Annotated in this window: 11 protein-coding genes, 1 tRNA gene and 1 pseudogene; 7 read left to right on the top strand and 6 right to left on the bottom strand. The window is 62.0% G+C overall.

What is annotated here, in order from left to right; genetic code table 11:
• Positions 1–625: 625 nt before the first annotated feature.
• Positions 626–715, bottom strand: a tRNA-Ser gene (locus ACM6IP_RS16470).
• 308 nt (positions 716–1023) lie between these two features.
• On the opposite strand from ACM6IP_RS16470, the gene ACM6IP_RS16465 reads away from it, so the two are divergent.
• The 3 genes from ACM6IP_RS16465 to ACM6IP_RS16455 all read left to right on the top strand — a co-directional run bounded on the left by ACM6IP_RS16465 (position 1024) and on the right by ACM6IP_RS16455 (position 3897).
• Positions 1024–1713, top strand: a complete 690-nt coding sequence (locus tag ACM6IP_RS16465) for a crotonase/enoyl-CoA hydratase family protein (RefSeq protein ID WP_095165585.1) — start codon at positions 1024–1026, stop codon at positions 1711–1713.
• A gap of 384 nt (positions 1714–2097) precedes the next feature.
• Positions 2098–2820, top strand: coding sequence for a 1-acylglycerol-3-phosphate O-acyltransferase (locus ACM6IP_RS16460; protein ID WP_159997166.1), 723 nt, complete (start codon positions 2098–2100; stop codon positions 2818–2820).
• A 105-nt stretch (positions 2821–2925) separates the two neighbouring features.
• Positions 2926–3897 carry a magnesium and cobalt transport protein CorA gene (locus ACM6IP_RS16455; RefSeq protein ID WP_095165592.1) on the top strand — a complete coding sequence of 324 codons (972 nt, stop codon included), beginning with the start codon at positions 2926–2928 and terminating at the stop codon, positions 3895–3897.
• A 21-nt stretch (positions 3898–3918) separates the two neighbouring features.
• On the opposite strand, the gene ACM6IP_RS16450 is transcribed toward ACM6IP_RS16455, so the two are convergent.
• Positions 3919–4398 (bottom strand): sigma-70 family RNA polymerase sigma factor, encoded by a 480-nt coding sequence (locus tag ACM6IP_RS16450; protein ID WP_095165594.1) that lies wholly within the window; start codon positions 4396–4398, stop codon positions 3919–3921.
• A 324-nt stretch (positions 4399–4722) separates the two neighbouring features.
• Between ACM6IP_RS16450 and ACM6IP_RS16445 the strand changes: the two genes are divergently transcribed.
• The 4 genes from ACM6IP_RS16445 (at position 4723) to ACM6IP_RS16430 (ending at position 11882) form a co-directional block, all read left to right on the top strand.
• On the top strand, positions 4723–5901 hold the full coding sequence (locus tag ACM6IP_RS16445) for an efflux RND transporter periplasmic adaptor subunit (protein WP_159997168.1): 1179 nt from the start codon (positions 4723–4725) through the stop codon (positions 5899–5901).
• Positions 5902–7875, top strand: coding sequence for a MacB family efflux pump subunit (locus ACM6IP_RS16440; RefSeq protein WP_414861889.1), 1974 nt, complete (start codon positions 5902–5904; stop codon positions 7873–7875).
• A gap of 7 nt (positions 7876–7882) precedes the next feature.
• A complete protein-coding gene (locus ACM6IP_RS16435) occupies positions 7883–9268 on the top strand; it encodes an efflux transporter outer membrane subunit (RefSeq protein WP_414861888.1) in 1386 nt (461 codons plus the stop codon).
• A 154-nt stretch (positions 9269–9422) separates the two neighbouring features.
• Positions 9423–11882: a TonB-dependent siderophore receptor gene (locus tag ACM6IP_RS16430; RefSeq protein ID WP_414861887.1), complete on the top strand. Its 2460-nt coding sequence runs from the start codon at positions 9423–9425 to the stop codon at positions 11880–11882.
• A 379-nt stretch (positions 11883–12261) separates the two neighbouring features.
• Here ACM6IP_RS16430 and ACM6IP_RS16425 read toward each other — a convergent pair whose 3' ends face one another.
• The 4 genes and pseudogenes from ACM6IP_RS16425 to ACM6IP_RS16410 all read right to left on the bottom strand — a co-directional run.
• Positions 12262–12924 carry a DUF2931 family protein gene (locus tag ACM6IP_RS16425; protein WP_414861886.1) on the bottom strand — a complete coding sequence of 221 codons (663 nt, stop codon included), beginning with the start codon at positions 12922–12924 and terminating at the stop codon, positions 12262–12264.
• Positions 12911–13573 carry a DUF2931 family protein gene (locus ACM6IP_RS16420; protein ID WP_414861885.1) on the bottom strand — a complete coding sequence of 221 codons (663 nt, stop codon included), beginning with the start codon at positions 13571–13573 and terminating at the stop codon, positions 12911–12913. The genes ACM6IP_RS16425 and ACM6IP_RS16420 overlap by 14 nt, the downstream gene beginning before the upstream one ends.
• A complete protein-coding gene (locus ACM6IP_RS16415) occupies positions 13560–14198 on the bottom strand; it encodes a DUF2931 family protein (protein WP_414861884.1) in 639 nt (212 codons plus the stop codon). Before ACM6IP_RS16415 ends, ACM6IP_RS16420 begins: the two co-directional genes overlap by 14 nt.
• A gap of 1697 nt (positions 14199–15895) precedes the next feature.
• Positions 15896–18178, bottom strand: a pseudogene (locus ACM6IP_RS16410) (type VI secretion system Vgr family protein); the annotation flags it as partial.
• Positions 18179–18199 lie beyond the last annotated feature (21 nt).

The raw sequence follows: 18199 nt of genomic DNA, 5'->3' as shown, positions 1-18199 counted from the left end.
GAGTGACTGGGGGAAGAGGCGCTTCCCGGAATCCTGGCTGACGCAAACGAGCAACCGGACGAATCATTGGTAGCATGAACCTAACTGTAGGCGCAGCGAACCCAGGGAAACCCAGAAGATGAAACGCCCAGCTCTGGAGAATTGCAATAATGTGGTAACCGCAGTCAATTGCACCTATTCGGGTGGTCGAGTTTTTGCTGCTGCAATCCACTGCATACTGATCAAGGAGTTCGCCCCTCACCGATGAACATACCCACTGCGTAGAACAAGTCGCCGGCACGACCCTTCTGGCTGATTACATCGCTGCGAAATACGACGGCATGTTCGTCCAACTTACGGAAACGGGGACAACCAGTTGCCGCCCCCCACGGCGCAATTCCAATCGACTGGATAGTCGAGCGTTGGACTACACCAGCGCAAACATGATCAACCACCATTACGGCACGTGAAGCAATGAAGCCCCCTATGTCATTGGAATGCCAAAGCACCCTAAACTGGGGTAGATCGCGGACAGACCAACATTGGGCGTTCTCATGGAGACTCCCATACCTCCTTTTTCCAGACGCCAAAAACCACAAACCCCCGACTTTCTCTAGGAAAATCGGGGGTTTGTGTTTGCAGAATGTGGCGGTGAAGGAGAGATTCGAACTCTCGATACAGTTTCCTGTATACACACTTTCCAGGCGTGCTCCTTAAGCCACTCGGACACTTCACCGTATCTCTTCAAACAAGTTCTGTCTGTCGAGGCGCGCTAATGTAGTCGAAAGCTTTTCTGATGGCAAACATTTTTTTCAGAATTTTCATGCGCTTAAGAGATTTGTTCGGGCGCGCGGTTTTGTGGGTAGGGCAAACCGGCCATTCTCCGGCCCGGGCCGTGCCTCTATATAGAGGGGAATGCCGGGCGGCCGTGGCCGGCCATGCCTGGCGGAGCCGGTTTGGCTGACTGGCCGGTCAGTCATGGCGCTTTACCTGGCCGACGGCCATGGGTAACGTCTGCTGCACTTCAATACAAGGAATAGCGTCATGAGTGAGTTGATTTCCTACCACCTCGAAGACGGTATCGCGACCCTGACCTTGAGCAATGGCAAGGTCAATGCCATCTCCCCGGACGTGATCGCCGCGTTTAATGCTGCGCTGGACCAGGCCGTGACGGATCGGGCGGTGGTGATCATCACCGGCCAGCCGGGCATTCTCTCCGGCGGTTATGACCTGAAGGTGATGACGGCGGGTCCCAAGGAAGCCGTGAGCCTGGTGACTGCCGGTTCTACCCTCGCCCGCCGCCTGCTGGCCCACCCGTTCCCGGTGATCGTCGCGTGCCCTGGGCATGCGGTGGCCAAGGGCGCGTTCATTCTGTTGTCGGCTGACTACCGGATCGGGGTCGAGGGGCCGTTCAGCATTGGCCTGAATGAAGTGCAGATCGGCATGACCATGCACCACGCCGGCATCGAGCTGGCCCGTGATCGCCTGCGCAAGTCGGCGTTCCACCGTTCGGTGATCAATGGCGAGATGTTCGACCCGCAAGGCGCAGTGGATGCCGGCTTCCTCGACAAGGTGGTAGCGGCCGAGGAGCTGCAAAGTGCTGCACTGGCGGCGGCCCGTCAGTTGAAGAAGATCAACATGACTGCCCACAAGAACACCAAGCTCAAGGTTCGCAAGGGCTTGCTGGATGCGCTGGACAGCGCAATCGTCCAGGACCAGGCTCACCTGGTTTAAGGTCAGGGCCTGCGCTTGCTTGCGATGAACTTAAAAACAACGCGTTTGTTCTGCCAGCATGCGTAATCGTTGACGTCCATCGCGAGCAAGCCGCAAGCGGGCACTCGCTCCTACAGTAAATCTGGCGGTCCGCAAATTTTGCGTACGGCCAGCAAACCTGTGGGAGCGGGCGTTCGATCGTACAAAGTGCGGCGTTGTCGCCAAGCATTGGGGTTTTTCCTACATAGGCAACCGAAAAGCGCTTAAACGCTCTAGCCCGCATCCATCAGCAGATGTTGGAAACATGCGCTTAAACATCGGCCATCTCCTACCTATATAGCGGCAATTGCCGAAAACAGTGCACATCCGTACACTGCGCCACCTTTTGCTCCGGTGGGCCTGTAGATGCTGTATCTGTTTCGTATGTTGTTGATGGGCCTGCATTTTGTTTTGGCGGGTGTGCTGGGTGTGTTGCTTGGGCTGTGCCGGCCGTTCAATCCGGATAACAGCCGATTGTGCGCCCGCCTCTATGCCTGGCCGGCGATGTGCATCCTGCGCCTGCGGGTCAAGACCGACGTCGACTCGCTGACCCACAAAAAGCAAAGCTGCGTGGTGATTGCCAACCACCAGTCCAACTACGACTTGTTTGTGCTCGGCAACGTGGTGCCCCACCGCACCGTGTGCATCGGCAAGAAGAGCCTGAAATGGGTGCCGCTGTTCGGGCAACTGTTCTGGCTGGCCGGCAATGTGCTGATCGACCGCGGCAATGCTCACAAGGCCCGCCAGTCGATGCTCACCACCACCCACACCTTGCAGCACAAAGATACCTCGATCTGGGTGTTCCCCGAGGGCACGCGTAACCTGGGCAAGGAGTTGCTGCCGTTCAAGAAGGGCGCGTTCCAGATGGCGATTGCCGCCGGCGTGCCGATCGTGCAGGTGTGCGTCAGCAACTACATCAACCACATGCGCCTCAATCGCTGGAACAGCGGCCAGATCCTGATCCGCTCGCTGCCGCCGATCCCTACCGCTGGCCTGACCCTGGATGACATGCCGCAACTGATCGCGCAATGCCGCGAGCAGATGCGTGAATGCATCGAGGCCATGGACCACCAACTGCAAGCCGCCTGAGCGCCGAGCCCGCGCTCCGGTTTACCCTCGCCCCGACCTCCACAAGCAGGCTAAGCTGCACCCTGCTTGTCACTGCCATCGGCGAAGAAGAAGTGAATCGGAATTATGGGTAGAGTCGTTGCGGCCGCGGTCTACAGCGCCGGCAAGAAAGTCACCAATATCACCCTGGATGAAGGCGCGGCCTGGGCGGCAAAACCCGGCCACTTCGTCTGGATCGGCCTCGAAGAGCCGAGTGCGCTGGAGCTGGCCAACCTGCAACGCCAGTTCAACCTGCACGAACTGGCCATCGAAGACGCCCTGGAAAAACATAGCCGGCCCAAGCTCGAGACCTTCGGTGACGCGCTGTTTATCGTGACTTACTCACCAGTGCGCGAGAACGGCGTGCTGGAGTTCATCGAGACTCACATCTTTGCCGGCACGGGCTACATCATCACCTGCCGTAACGGCCACTCGGCCTCCTATGCTCATGTGCGCCAGCGCTGTGAGGCGCGCCCGCTGCTGCTGGAGCATGGCGAAGATTTCGTGCTGTATGCCCTGCTCGACTTCGTGATTGAAAACTACCAGCCGGTGGGCGAAGCGATTCACGGCGAAATCGACGCGCTGGAACACAACGTGCTGAACAGCGCCCTGAACGAGCGGGATATCCAGAACCTGCATGGCCTGCGTCGCGACGTGTTGCGCCTGCGTCGCTACGCCGCGCCTATGGTGGAGATCAGCGAAGAGCTGCAGAAACTCAAGTTTCCGTTTATCGACAAGAACATGCGCCCCTACTTTCGGGACGTGCAGATTCATGTCACGCGGCAAATGGAAGACCTCACCACCCTGCGCGACATTGCCAGCCAGACCATCGAGATCGGGGTGCTGCTGGAGGCGTCACGGCAAAGCGTGGTGCAACGCAAGTTCGCCGCCTGGGCGGCGATCCTGGCGTTTCCGACAGCGGTGGCGGGGATCTACGGGATGAACTTCCAGAACATGCCGGAGCTGACCTGGCACTACGGCTATTTCGCGGTGCTGGGGTTTATCAGCGTGGGTTGCGTCGCGCTGTGGGGCAGCTTTAAACGCTCGGGGTGGTTGTAGCCTGCAGCGAGCGACAACCGCTCAAACCGCATCCCATTGGCGCATGCGCAAGCGGCAATGTTTCATGGCATTGACGATGTGCTTCTCCACCAGGCTGCGGGAAATGCCCAGGTGCTCGGCAATCTCGGGGTGGGACATGCCTTCGAGCTTGCGCAACAGGAAACTCTCGCGGCACAGCGGCGGCAGTTCAGCCAGGGCGCGCTGCAACAGCTCCATGCGCTGCGCTTGCGCGAGACTGTTCTGCGGCGACGGGCTATGGAAGCGCTCTTCGCTGTCGAGCACTTCCAGCGGTTCGGCCGCGCGCGCAACATTGCGCCGATGACCATCGATCACCAGGTTCAGGGCAGTGCGATAGAGGAAGGCGCGTGGCTGTTCGATCGGCGTGTCGCTGGCGCGTTCCAGCACCCTCACGTAGGCGTCATGCACCGCATCTTCGGCCACCTGGCGGTTGCCCAGCTTGGCGTTGAGGAAACGCACCAGCTCGCGATAGTAGTTTTCCAACGTGACTCCCGACCGCTTTGATAAACGGTACCTGTCCTTGAACCTGGCCAACGCCTGAGGAAAACGATGGCGGCACGATGATGGCAAATCTGCGGTGTGTAATTTATAGTAATTCTCATATAGATTTAAAGCACTGCGTCGATTGCGCGGTAAATAATCCCGACGGGCAGCTGTAACCCTTTGTGTCAGCGCCTAAATTTGCCCGTCAATTCATCGTATTAAGGACAGTTCCCCGTAACTGCCGGGATTTCTGGCAGGGCCTGGCTGTGGTCGCGCTGTTTGCGCCAACCGGCAGGGGACGATTTCCATTGATCGGAACCCTGCATGAAACACCCGCGAAAGACCCGCCGTGCCTTGCTTGCAGGCCTTTGCCTGATCCCGGTTATTGCCCTGGCTGCCTGGCAGCTCAACGCCCCCGGCCGGGATCAGTTCGCCACGGTGCAGGTCAGCCGCGGCGACATCGAGAGTAGCGTCACCGCCCTTGGCACCTTGCAGCCACGGCGCTATGTCGACGTCGGCGCCCAGGCCTCGGGACAGATCAAGAACATCCACGTCGAAGTCGGGGATGTGGTCAAGGAAGGTCAACTGCTGGTGGAAATCGACCCCGCGACCCAGAACGCCAAGCTCGATGCCGGGCGCTTCTCCATCGACAACCTCAAGGCCCAACTGCAGGAACAACGCGCCCAGCACGACCTGGCCCGGCAGAAATACCAGCGCCAGCAGAACCTCGCCGCCGGCGGCGCCACCCGTGAAGAGGATGTGCAGACCGCCCACGCCGAACTGCGCGCCACCGAGGCTCGCATCCAGATGTTCCAGGCCCAGATCCGCCAGGCCGAAGCCAGCCTGCGCAGCGATCAGGCCGAGCTGGGCTACACACGCATCTATGCGCCGATGGCTGGCACGGTGGTGGCGCTGGATGCCCGAACCGGCCAGACCCTCAACGCGCAGCAGCAGACGCCGTTGATCCTGCGTATCGCCAAACTGTCGCCGATGACCGTCTGGGCCGAGGTCTCGGAGGCTGATATCGGCCACGTCAAACCTGGCATGCAGGCTTACTTCACGACCCTCGCAGGCGGTGCGCGGCGCTGGCAAAGCACGGTGCGACAGATTCTCCCGGTGCCGCCCAAGCCCTTGGACCAGAGTGGCCAGGGCAGCGGTGGTGGCAGCCCGTCCAGCAGCGGTAAAAGCGGCAGCGCGCGGGTGGTGCTGTACACCGTATTGCTCGACGTCGACAACGCCGACAACGCGCTGATGGCGGAGATGACCACCCAGGTGTTTTTTGTCGCCGGTGCGGCGAAAGACGTGCTCACCGCTCCGGTTTCGGCCCTGCAGAACGGCGCCAGGGCCGGCAGCCAGAGTGTGCGGGTGGTTGCCAAGAACGGCAGCATTGAAGCCCGGGAAGTCAGCACCGGCCTCAGCGACCGCTTGCAGGTGCAGATCCTCGATGGCGTGAATGAGGGCGATCACCTGCTGATCGGTCCGGTCGACGGCAACGAGGGTTGAATGCAAACGCCGCTGATCGACCTCAAACACATCCGCAAATCCTACGGCGGCGGTGACGCCCCCGAAGTCCACGTGCTGCGCGGCATCGACCTGTCGATTCATGCCGGCGAGTTCGTGGCGATTGTCGGCGCCTCCGGTTCCGGCAAGTCGACGTTGATGAACATCCTCGGATGCCTCGATCGCCCGAGCGCCGGTGAGTACCGGTTTGCCGGGGAAAACGTCGCGCAACTGGACAGCGACGAACTGGCCTGGCTGCGCCGTGAAGCCTTCGGTTTTGTGTTCCAGGGCTACCACCTGATTCCCTCGGGCTCGGCCCAGGAAAACGTCGAGATGCCGGCGATCTACGCCGGCACCCCGGCCGCCGAACGGCATGCCCGCGCGGCCGCCCTGCTCGCCCGGCTGGGGCTGGCGGAGCGCACCGGCAACCGTCCCCACCAGCTCTCCGGCGGCCAGCAACAGCGGGTGTCGATTGCCCGCGCGTTGATGAACGGCGGCCATATCATCCTCGCCGATGAACCCACCGGCGCCCTCGACAGCCAGAGTGGCGCCGAGGTCATGACCCTGCTCGATGAACTGGCGAGCCAGGGTCACGTGGTGATCCTGATTACCCACGACCGCGAAGTCGCGGCCCGGGCCAAGCGCGTTATCGAAATCCGCGACGGGCTGATCATCAGCGACAGTGCCGCCGACAACCCGCAGGTCCAGCATTCGGCCAACCCCGGCGCCCTGCAGGCCGTCGACCTGCGCCAACGCCTGAGCCAGGGCAGCGCAGCCAGCGGTGCCTGGAAAGGCGAACTGCTGGATGCGGTGCACGCGGCCTGGCGGGTGATGTGGATCAACCGCTTTCGCACCGCCCTGACCCTGCTCGGGATCATCATCGGCGTGGCTTCGGTGGTGGTGATGCTGGCGGTGGGCGAAGGCAGCAAGCGCCAGGTGATGGCGCAGATGGGTGCCTTTGGCTCGAACATCATCTACCTCAGCGGCTCGTCGCCAAACCCGCGCACGCCCCCAGGGGTAGTTACCCTCAGCGACGTCGCGGCCCTGGCCCGCCTGCCGCAGATCAAGCGCATCATGCCGGTCAATGGCGCCGAAGCCGGGGTGCGCTTTGGCAATGCCGACCACCTGAGCTACGTCGGCGGCAACGACACCAACTTCCCGGCGATCTTCAACTGGCCGGTGGTCGAGGGCAGCTACTTCACCGAAGCCGACGAGCGCAATGCCGCGGCGGTGGCGGTGATCGGCAAGAAGGTCCGCGACAAACTGCTCAAGGACGTCGCCGACCCGATCGGCCAGTACATCCTGATCGAGAACGTGCCGTTCCAGGTGGTCGGTGTGCTGGCGGAAAAAGGCGCCAGCTCGGGCGATCAGGACAGCGACGACCGCATCGCCATCCCCTACTCCGCGGCCAGCGTGCGCCTGTTCGGCACGTACGAGCCGGAGTACATCGCCATTGCCGCCGCCGACGCGCGCAAGGTCAAGGAAGCCGAACAGGCCATCGACCAGTTGATGCGCAAGCTGCACAACGGCAAGAAGGACTACGAGCTGACCAACAACGCAGCGATGATCCAGGCCGAGGCGCGTACGCAGAATACCCTGTCGCTGATGCTCGGCTCGATTGCCGCGATTTCCCTGCTGGTGGGCGGTATCGGAGTGATGAACATCATGCTCATGACCGTGCGCGAACGCACCCGCGAGATCGGCATCCGCATGGCCACCGGCGCCCGGCAACGGGACATCCTGCGCCAGTTCCTGACGGAAGCGGTGATGCTCTCGGTGGTTGGCGGCATTGCCGGGATCGCCCTGGCCTTGCTGGTGGGCGGCGTGCTGATCCTCAGTGAAGTGGCCGTGGCGTTCTCCCTGTTCGCGGTCCTCGGCGCCTTCGGCTGCGCCCTGGTCACCGGCGTAATCTTCGGCTTCATGCCGGCCCGTAAAGCTGCCCGGCTCGACCCGGTCACGGCCCTAACCAGTGAATGATCGACCTATGAAGCCGCCTTTGAGTCTGCTCTGCGCCTGCCTGCTGCTCAGTGCCTGCGGGACCCCCGCCGAGCGCCCGGACAGCGGCATCAGCGCGCCGCCCGCCTGGCAATCACCCGTCAGCACCAAGCCCGAGAAAAACCGCCAGCAATGGTGGGCCACGTTCGGCAGTCCGGAGCTCGAGAGCCTGATCGCCGAAGCGCAGCTCGGCAGCCATGACCTGGCAGCCGCCGTGGCACGGGTGCGTCAGGCCCAGGCGACGGCGGTGATCGCCGGTGGCCCGTTGCTGCCGGAGGTCAAGGCTGGATTGAATGCCAACCGCCAGAAGCTGCTGCGCGGCAATGGCTACAGCCAGTTGGACGCCGACAGCAGCAACCAGGCGGTGGACTACTTTGACGCCAGCCTCAGCGCCAGCTACGAGATCGACTTCTGGGGCGCCCGGCACGCCGCCCGTGACAGCGCGCTGCAAGGGGTGCGCGCCAGCGAGTTCGATCAGGCAACCGTCGAGCTGACTCTGCTCAGCAGCGTGGCCAACAGTTACAGCCAAAGCCTGTCGCTGGCCGAGCAAAGCCGCATCGCCGAGTTGAACCTGGGCAACGCGCAAAGCGTGTTGAAACTGGTGCAGACCCGCTACGATTCGGGGTCAGCCACAGCCTTGGAGCTGGCCCAGCAAAAGAGCCTGGTCGCGGCCCAACAGCGGCAATTACCGCTGGTGCAACAGCAGGCCGCAGAAGCCCGGATCACCCTCGCGGCCCTGCTCGGTCGCCCGGTGCAAGCGCTGCCGCGCAGCCACCTGAACTTCGCCCAAATGAGCTGGCCGAGTATCGCCAGCGGGGTACCCAGCGACCTACTCAGCCGCCGCCCCGACATCGCCCGCGCCGAAGCGCAACTGGCCGCCGCCCAGGCCGACGTCACCGTGGCCCGTGCGGCGCTGCTGCCCAGCGTCACCCTGAGCGCCAATATCGGCTCGGGTGCCGACACCTTCGGCGACCTGCTGCGCAGTCCGTTCTACAACCTCACGGCCGGGCTGGTAGCGCCGATCTTCAACAATGGCCGCCTGAGCGCCGAACGCGACCGCGCCACCGCGCGCCAGCAAGAACTGCTGGAAAGTTATCGCGGGGCGATCATCAATGGCTTTGCCGACGTCGAAAAAGCCCTGACCAGCATCCGCGGCCTCGATGAGCAACGCCAATGGCAAGGCGAGGAACTGGCCCAGGCCCAGACCGCCTTCGACATCGCCCAGAGCCGCTACCAGGCCGGTGCCGAGGATTTGCTCAGCGTGCTGGAAACCCAACGCACCCTGTTCGCCGCCCAGGACTTGAACGTGCAACTGCGCCTGGCGCGGTTGCAGGCCAGCATTGGCTTGTACAAGGCGCTGGGGGGCAATTGGTGATGACACGGCAGGGCTGCGCGTCTGCATCACCGACCTGATTGTGAAAATTTCGTAAAAAACCTCATCAAGCCTTTCCGGTTTTTCCAAGGGCTCGCGTCTTACTAACAGAAGGTACAAATAATTCTCAGTCAACGCATTGAAGAGTAAAAGAATAATGCCCGCACCACACGGACTCCACCCACTGGCCAAGGCCCTGCTGATCCGCCATTCCTTTCGTCCACGGCTGCCGACCCTGTGCGCCCTGGCACTGACCGCGCCGCTGATCGGCCAGGCCCAGGCGCAGGTGGTCGAGGTCAACATCCAGGCCCAGCCACTGGGTAGCGCGCTGCAGGAATTCGGTCGCCAGACCAACCTGCAAGTGCTGTACAGCCCGGACGATGTCGCCGGCCTGCGCAGCACCGCGATCAAGGGCAGCCTGGATTCCAACGCGGCAATCGCCCAGTTGCTGCAAGGCACCGGCATCAACTACAGCGTCCAGGGCAATACCTTGACCCTGCGCACCCGCAGCAGCGCGAACTCCGTGGACCTGGACCCGACCAACATTTCTGCGACCCAGGAATCGGCATGGGGGCCGGTTGACGGGATTGTGGCCAAGCGCAGCGGCACCGGGACCAAAACCGATACACCGCTGAATGAAATCCCGCAGACCGTCAACGTGGTCACCGCCGACGAAGTCAAATCCCGTGGCGCGCAGACCGTCACCGAAGCGCTGCGCTACACCGCGGGCATGACCGGCGGCGGTTTCTCCGACCGCGTGGGGATTTTCGACGAGCCGACCTCCCGCGGTTTCACCCCGACCCCGGTGTACCTCGACGGCCTGCACCTGCCCTACGGCGGCGGCAGTACCGGCGGCTCGCTGCAGATCGACCCCTACACCCTGGAGCGCATCGAAGTGCTCAAGGGGCCGGCCTCGGTGCTCTACGGACAAAACCAGCCAGGCGGGATCGTCAACCTGGTGGGCAAGCGCCCGACCGCCACGCCGCTGCATGAAGTGGTCCTGGGCACCGGCAGTTACGACCGCAAGTACGGCGCCTTCGACTTCGCCGGCCCGATCGACGACCAGGGCGAGTTGCTCTATCGCCTGACCGGCCTGGCCAGCGACGCTAACTCGAACATCGACTACGCCGACACCAACCGCATGCTGCTGGCGCCGAGCCTGACCTGGCTGCCGAACGAGCGCACCAGCGTGACGCTGTTCGCCCAGTACCAGAAAGACCGCGACACCCCGGAAGCCCAGGGCCTGCCGGCAGAAGGCACGGTGTTCAAGAGCCCCAATGGCAAGATCAGCCGCGACCTGTTCCTCGGTGAGCCAGGCCTGAACAAATACGACCGCGAGCAATTTGTGGTCGGCTATGACGCGGCCTACGAACTCAACGACATCTGGACCCTCAAGCAACGCACCAGCTACGCCTACGTGGATGACCAGTACGTCGCGCCGCTGCACGGCTACTCCTACATTCCCAACCCGGCCACCGGCGTTGACGACAACCGCTACCAGAAACGCTTCGGCGTGGACTGGTCGCAGACCAACAAGGTCTACGGCATCGATAGCACCGCCCAGGCCAAGTTCAAGACCAGTGAGCTCGACCACACCGTACTGCTGGGCGTGGACTACTACCACTTCAACACCAAGTTCCTCGGCCTGTACGACCGCAACGGCCCGGCCATCGACCTGTTCAACCCGGTCTATGGCAGCGAGTTCACCTTCAGCCAACCGTACCGCTGGGACAACACAGTCAAGCAGACCGGCCTGTACGTGCAGGACCAGATGCGGTGGGACAAGTGGTTCCTGACCCTCGGTGGGCGTTATGACTACGCCACCACCGAAAACACCCAGCCAGGCAGCACCATGGCTGACACCAAGTCCACGGATGAGAAGTTCACCGGCCGGGCCGGCTTTGGCTACCTGTTCGAGAACGGCCTGACGCCCTACGTCAGCTACGCCGAATCGTTCCTGCCGCAAACCGGCGTGGACATGAATGAAAAAGCCTTCAAGCCAACCGAAGGCAAGCAGTATGAAGTGGGCGTCAAGTACGAGCCGACCGCGATCGACGGCTTCATCCAGTTGTCGGTGTACCAGATCGACCAGGAGAATATGCTGACCAACGACCTCGACAACCCAGGCTTCAGTATCCAGAGCGGCGCGGTGCGCTCGCGCGGCGTGGAGCTGGAAGGCAAGGTCAACGTCACCCAGAACCTGCGCGTGTTGGGTTCGGTGTCGCGCAACCAGATCAAGTGGCAGAGCACCAACGATGGTCGCGAGGGTCGTACCATAGCCATGAACCCGCCGCTGACCGCTTCGGCATGGGTTGACTACAGCTTCGACCACAGCGCGCTCGCCGGTCTCGGCGCTGGCCTGGGCGTGCGTTACGTGCGCAGCAGCTACGGCTCGGACTACGAGGAAGATTCGTTCCAGATTCCGTCCTACACCGTGTACGACGGCATGCTCTCCTACGACCTGGAAAAATCGCCCCTGCGGGTCAAAGGCGTGAAGGTCAAACTGAACCTGGAAAACATCGAAGACAAGAAATACGTCGCCGCCTGCAACAGCACGCTGGACTGTTACTACGGCGAAGGTCGCACCGTCACGGCGGACATGACCTACAACTTTTAAACCGCCAACCGCAAACGCCGCTGCCCCAGGAATGGGCCAGCGGCGTTTTTGTTATGGGAGCCATGCAGGCCAAGCAGTCCTGATCAAGCAGGCAAGCGACGATAGCTCTGGACTGCCGCCCCCAGCACCACCGCCCCCGCGACAATCGCCAGCCAGAATCCACTGCGGAAATGGGGACGGTTTATTTTGCCGGTCCCCATTCGCCCATTCGCCTAAACCCACCTCAAGGCGTTGTCCGCAGAGACCACCTTGGTCACCGCGTCCCCTGCGCTACTGGTACTTCCCGCATGCCTGACCGTTTGCATGGCGTTACTCCTTTGTTCGCACATATAACGACTGATTTAAACGAAAGTGCCCTGAGATAATCAGAACCTGATGTTTACCAAGTGCCATAGGGGATACCGTGCTGGTCGATATAGGCTTTGTTCTCCGGTTCTATGGGAATGTACTGGCCATTGCTCTTGCCCCGGTACGGACCCAGCGGCTCAATCTCCGCCTGAAAACGCCCGACTTCCTTGAAGCCCAGGCACGCCCCACCCACCCAGACCTTGACGATGCCGCCGGGGGCCATGCCTAAGGTGATCATCTCCCGATAGTCATCTATCCACTCTTTGGAGCCTTGGCAAAACACCCGCTCCGGCCTGACCATCTCGTCGCGCACCCATTGCGGAATCGGGATGCGGATCTTGTAGGCCTGAGGCTCTACCAGCGATTGCCAGCGCAGGAACAGCCGTTCCGGCAGGTCGACGTTGTTTATCGGTTTCATTTTCCCGCCACCCTTATGCCAACCCTCGGGTTTGCGGGTGTAGCCGGCTACCCCCCCATGTACACGAAAAAACGCCAAGCCACGCTGATCCAGCACATCCACGGTCTCGACCCAGACCTCCATAAAGCGCGGTGCGGCGAGACCGACATACCAACTGTTGTAAGGCAGCTTGGGAGGTGCGGGCGGCCTCGACCCGCTCGCGCAGGCGCACAGGCTGAACAACAGCGCAATCAGCAAGGTCAGGCGCTTGAGCGGAATCAACTTACCAAGTGCCATAGGGGATACCGTGCTGGTCGATATAGGCTTGGGCTTCGGGTTTCGGTGCTCGGTAATAAATACCGTTGCCATTGCGATGAGGCCCAAGTGGCTCAATCTCCGCCTGAAAACGCCCGACCTCCTTGAAGCCCAGGCAGCCCGCTCCCACCCAGACCTTTACGACGCCACCGGGGGCCATGCCCAGAGTTATTCTGTTGCGATAGAGCGTTACGTCTTCTTGGTCCGCTTCGCAAAACACCCGCTCCGGCTTGACCATCTCGTCGCGCACCCATTGCGGAATCGGGATACGGATCTTGTAGGCCTGCGGCTCTACCAAAGATTGCCAGCGCAGGAACAGCCGTTCCGGTAGGTCGACGTTGCTCACGGGCATCATCGACCCTCCACCCTTGTGCCACCCTTCTGGTTTGCGGGTATAACTTGCGACGCCTCCAGACACATGAAAAAACGCCATGCCACGCTGATCCAGCACATCGACGGTCTCGACCCAGACCTCCATAAAACGCGGTGCAGCGAGACCGACATACCAACTGCTGTAGGGCAGCTTGGGTGGTGCGGGCGGCCTCGGCCCGCTCGCGCAGGCGCACAGGCTGAACAACAGCGTAATCAGCAAGGTCAGGCGCTTGAGCGGAATCAACTTACCAAGTGCCATAGGGGATTCCGTGTTGGTCGATATAGGCTTTGTTCTCAGGCTCTATGGGAATGTACTGGCCGTTGCTCTTGCCCCGGTACGGACCCAGCGGCTCGATCTCCGCCTGAAAACGCCCGACCTCCTTGAAGCCCAGGCAGCCCGCTCCCACCCAGACCTTTACGATGCCACCGGGGGCCATGCCCAGAGTTATTCTGTTGCGATACAGCGTTACGTCTGCTTGGTCGGCTTCGCAAAACACCCGCTCCGGCCTCACCATCTCGTCGCGTACCCATTGCGGAATCGGGATGCGGATCTTGTACGCCTGCGGCTCTACCAGCGATTGCCAGCGCAGGAACAGCCGTTCCGGCAAGTCGACGTTGCTCACGGGCTTCGTTGCCCCCCCTCCTTTGTGCCACCCTTTTGCTTGGCCTGTGTAACTGGCGACTCCGCCAAACACATGAAAAAACGCCAAGCCACGCTGATCCAAAACATCCACGGTCTCGACCCAGACCTCCATAAAACGCGGTGCGGCGAGACCGACATACCAACTGTTGTAAGGCAGCTTGGGAGGTGCGGGCGGCCTCGGCCCGCTGGCGCAGGCGCACAGGCTGAACAACAGCGCAGCCAGCACGAGCGAGCGCGTCACTGCGGGTAACCCTTCTGCGGTTGGTTGGAGTAGATATTGCGCGTGTTGTCGGCCGCTGGCTTGTTGATCAACATTCCCCTCTTGGGAATCCAGTGCGCGGACTGATGGACGTAGCGACCCCGTAACAAGCGCTCCTGGGCAGGATCGAGACAGACCTCCTGACCTGCCAGAACCTGATCCAGGATGTGCTCGGCAATCGGTTGCAAGTCGATCGGTATCGCCAAGTCAGATCGTGCTTCAAGTTCTTTGAACGGCACCCCATGACGCACGCCCAATTCACGCATGACCCGCAGCGCTACCAGCGCCAACTCGCCGCGCATCGGGCGCTCCAGTTCAATCGTCAGCAGGTGCTCCTGCTCAAGGGGCTCCAGCTTGCCGCTCGGCGCGCGGGAGAGCGGCCAACTCTTGATCGTCAGTTGGCCCTCCCCAGCCAGGCCACTGGCACGCAGCGCCTGCACCTGGGCATGGGCTTGCGCCCACAACGGATGGCTGGTAATCGGGCGGTGGGCCGGTAGGCTGATACGGCGTGGCTGGGTCAACCACAGGCATTCGCGACCACGCGGCAGGTAACCACCGCCAATGTCCGAATGCACCCCGGGCAGGCTGATTTGTTGATGGCCGTGCAATACGCTGTTGAGCGCGAAGTTGTGCCGACACTCGTCCCGGGCCTGCAACTGGATGACCTGGCGTGCGCAACCGGGGGGCAGGTACAGGTTGACCCCCGGGTTGTGATCGTTGGCCGGATCGAGGTCCAGGCCGACGATGGCGGCGACGGTGTCGAACAGGCCGATCAGGTTGAGGCTGACATCCACCGCAGGGTCGAAACTGGCCTGCAGGCCGAAGCGACCGCCTTGCAGCAATTCGCTGAACAGGCCTCGACCCGGTTTGAGCAGCTCGTTGGCGCAATGCCGCGCAGCGGCGGCGCCACGACTGAAGCCAAAGATGTCGAACTCGATACGGCGAATGGAAGTCCCGGGGTTGGCACCCGTAAAGTCACGAAGTTGACCTATGATAGCCTCTGGCGCTTGCTCCACCCGCGCCACAACCCCGGTTTCCCCTCGCCCCGTGCCCTGACCGAAAAGTGAGTCGCTGCCACCACTTCGTGTACCGATGCCGTCTAGATAGACCTTGAGATAAACGATCTCTGTAGCAGGCGTTACTGGCGTCGCAGTACTGTCTGGATACAGGTTGAATAAATGCGCCACATTACTCGGTGCATTCCCAAAACTGTCATCCGGCCCCCGGTCGAATCCATCCCCATCGAACCCATCAAATCCATACCGCTCACACTGCTGGACGATGCTTGCCAGTTCGTCGCGGTCGAATAACTGCAGATCCTCGCGCCGGCATTGTTCGGTAGCGGCGGCATTAGCCTGGTTGTTGCCGGTGCCATCAAAGAACAGGCCCAGGCGCAGGGTGATGCCGTCGAGTTCTTCCTCTTCCTCCTCTTCTTCCAGGCCATAGCTCAGCGAAAGCTCTTCAGGGTTGGCGGTGAAGACACGCTCCGTAAAGCCTTGGCTGTCGGTATTGCCTTTCCAGACTTTGCCGCCGGCTGCGGTGATCTTGTAAGGCATATTGGCCAGGACCTGCTCGGCGTCATCGGCGAATATCCGAAATTGCTGGTTGAACGCCAGCGGCGGATCGATGGGGGCTGGCAGTGCCCCGAGCCGTGCGGCCTGCGCAACCTTGCCCGGAACGTACTCGAAGTGCGCCGCCTTGATACGGACGTCTCCTGCCGTCGCGGACTCGATAGCGTAGGCATCCAGGGTGATGTAGCTACCCCCGGCATTGAGGGTGATTTTTTTCTTCGCCGTGATGCGGATTTCATCCTCGGTGCTGGTGATCTCCAGGCCATGGCGGGCCATCAGTTGCAGCGTGTCGTTCTGCGCCTGGACGCTCACCGGGCCCTGGTTGGCGATCAGCTTGATGCCCAGCTTGCGCACAAACAGGCTTAACCCCTGCCCCACCCCCATGAATAACCGCTTGGCCACGCTGATGTCCGCTTGCGCACCGGCGCTGAGCATCAGGTTGTTTTGCGCGGCCAACTGCAGCTGTTTGCCGCTCGTGAGTGCTATGCCGTGTGGCGCGCTGAGCAACAACACGGACGACTTGAGCTGTTCCAGGTCTTGTTTGAGCAACTGCAATTGCGCCTGTACATCGGCGGGATCGGCGTTGGCGGCCTGGGCATCGGCCGACACCCTTTCCAGTTGGTCGCCGGCCTGTTGCAACCGGCCCAGCGCAGCAGTCATGTCCAGCATCGGTCCCTGGGCTTTGGGCTGTGCATCAGCGCTGATGAAGACGCCGCTGCCGGCACGAATAACCCCGTGCCCATCGGTGCGCAGCTCCGCGCCCTGGCCTCGGGGTTGGCGCTTGTCATCAACGACATGCCCGAGGTTCAGCTGGCTCTTACCGCTGTGCTCGGTACTGAGCTTGATGTGCTCCTCGCCACGGCTGTCGTCCAAACGCAATTTGTTGTTGGCCGGGGTGCGCAGCACGTTGCGTTTGTAATTCCGCAGGGTCACGGGGTCGGGGTGCTGGCTGTCGTGCAGGGCGTGGGCGATGTAGGGGCGATCCGGGTCGCCCTGTTCGAAGGCGATGGCCACTTCGGTGCCGGCGATCAGCGGCAGGTGCAGGCCGTGGGTGTCGCCGGCGTACGGGCGGGCCAGGCGTAGCCACAGGCTTTCTTCGCCGGGTTTCCAGCTGTCGCGGTCGAACAGCAGGTTGACCTTGTAGCGCCCTTCGAGGTCGATGTGGCCGTAGGGGTCGTTGGCCCGGTTGCTGGTGACCCGCGCCGGCACGGTGCCGGCGATCTGCGGTTTGCTCGGGACCGGCGGGCGGAAGCACACGCTGTCCGAGTAGGGAATGGCCTGGAAACTGACCTCCAGGCTGCGGTCGCGGGCGGCGCTTAGGCTCAGGTGAGTGATCAACGCGCCAGGGGCAAAGGCCTGGGGCGCAGCGCCGGAAATGTTCAAGACCTGGCCCGGCGCCAGGGTGGCGCTGCTGCTGATGCCGCTGAGTTGCGTCTGGTCGTTGAGGTAACGCTCGTGGCGCAGGCGGGCGTAGAAAAAGCCGCTCTCGCTTTGCAGCTCTTCGTCCTGATCGAGGGCGTCGCCCAATTCGGTATACGGTTCGGCGTACAGATAGGCCTCGCCGTAGGTGCTGCTCGCCCCGCGGCTCTGGTCCACGTCGCCCTTGAGCCAGGCGTTGGCCTGGCGTGGGTCGTAGGCGCGAAAGTGAACGTGTTGCTCCACCACCTGGTGACGAGTCTGCAGTTGCCAGACGGCGTCCTGGGCGCTGCTGCTCAGGCCGGAGGTCGGTCGATACGGCAGTTCGACGTCGAACTGATAGTGACGTTGGGCGTCGTGCAACTCCACCACGTCGATGCCCAGGCGTTCGTCGCTGGTGACGTGGTACCAGATCCCGATCTCGGCCAGCAGCCGCGAGATAAAGGCCAGGTCGCTTTCACCGAACTGCATCACCTGCTCGCGCTTAGGGTACTCGCGCAGCAGGTCGAAAAAAAAGTCCTGGCCTTCAAAATCGTGGCGGCTGCGCAGGATGCTCTCGACGATCTGCGGCACCGATTGGTGCTGGTAGATACGAAACTGCTTGCCCCGCGCCAGCAACGCCAGGCGCGGTTGCAGGGTCAGTTCATAACGCGCTTCATCGGCCGAGCCGGACAGGCGTCGAAAAGCTGTGACCACACCGCGCAACGTGCGCAAGGGCAGGACCACGTCGGGGGCGCTGAAGCTGAACACCGGCACCTTCGACGCCAAGGCGTACAGGCTCAACTGCCCACGCTGGCCGAGCATCTGCGCGGCCTCGATCTCCCCGGCACTGCTGGTGAATTCGATGCGGTAGCTGAACGGTTGGCTGAGCTGCTCTTCGCCTTCGAAAGCGAGCACGTCGAGCGGCGCCTCGACCCCCTCGACCCGCAGCTTATGCCGGTTGTGGTCGAAAAATCTGGGTAATTGGGTGGACACGAGGCGGGCTCCATGGCGTTT

The organism is Pseudomonas sp. IT-P176, assembly GCF_949767245.1.
In the GTDB taxonomy this organism is placed as follows: Bacteria; Pseudomonadota; Gammaproteobacteria; order Pseudomonadales; family Pseudomonadaceae; genus Aquipseudomonas.
The sequence above is the reverse complement of the archived record's forward strand: the minus strand, read 5'-3'. Positions and strand labels throughout refer to the sequence as shown.

Bases quoted from the DNA above. Each gene is read 5' to 3' on its own strand.
- ACM6IP_RS16465 (WP_095165585.1), top strand. From the start codon at position 1,024: ATGAGTGAGTTGATTTCCTACCACCTCGAAGACGGTATCGCGACCCTG.
- ACM6IP_RS16460 (WP_159997166.1), top strand. From the start codon at position 2,098: ATGCTGTATCTGTTTCGTATGTTGTTGATGGGCCTGCATTTTGTTTTG.
- ACM6IP_RS16455 (WP_095165592.1), top strand. From the start codon at position 2,926: ATGGGTAGAGTCGTTGCGGCCGCGGTCTACAGCGCCGGCAAGAAAGTC.
- ACM6IP_RS16445 (WP_159997168.1), top strand. From the start codon at position 4,723: ATGAAACACCCGCGAAAGACCCGCCGTGCCTTGCTTGCAGGCCTTTGC.
- ACM6IP_RS16440 (WP_414861889.1), top strand. From the start codon at position 5,902: ATGCAAACGCCGCTGATCGACCTCAAACACATCCGCAAATCCTACGGC.
- ACM6IP_RS16435 (WP_414861888.1), top strand. From the start codon at position 7,883: ATGAAGCCGCCTTTGAGTCTGCTCTGCGCCTGCCTGCTGCTCAGTGCC.
- ACM6IP_RS16430 (WP_414861887.1), top strand. From the start codon at position 9,423: ATGCCCGCACCACACGGACTCCACCCACTGGCCAAGGCCCTGCTGATC.
- ACM6IP_RS16425 (WP_414861886.1), bottom strand. From the start codon at position 12,924: ATGGCACTTGGTAAGTTGATTCCGCTCAAGCGCCTGACCTTGCTGATT.
- ACM6IP_RS16420 (WP_414861885.1), bottom strand. From the start codon at position 13,573: ATGGCACTTGGTAAGTTGATTCCGCTCAAGCGCCTGACCTTGCTGATT.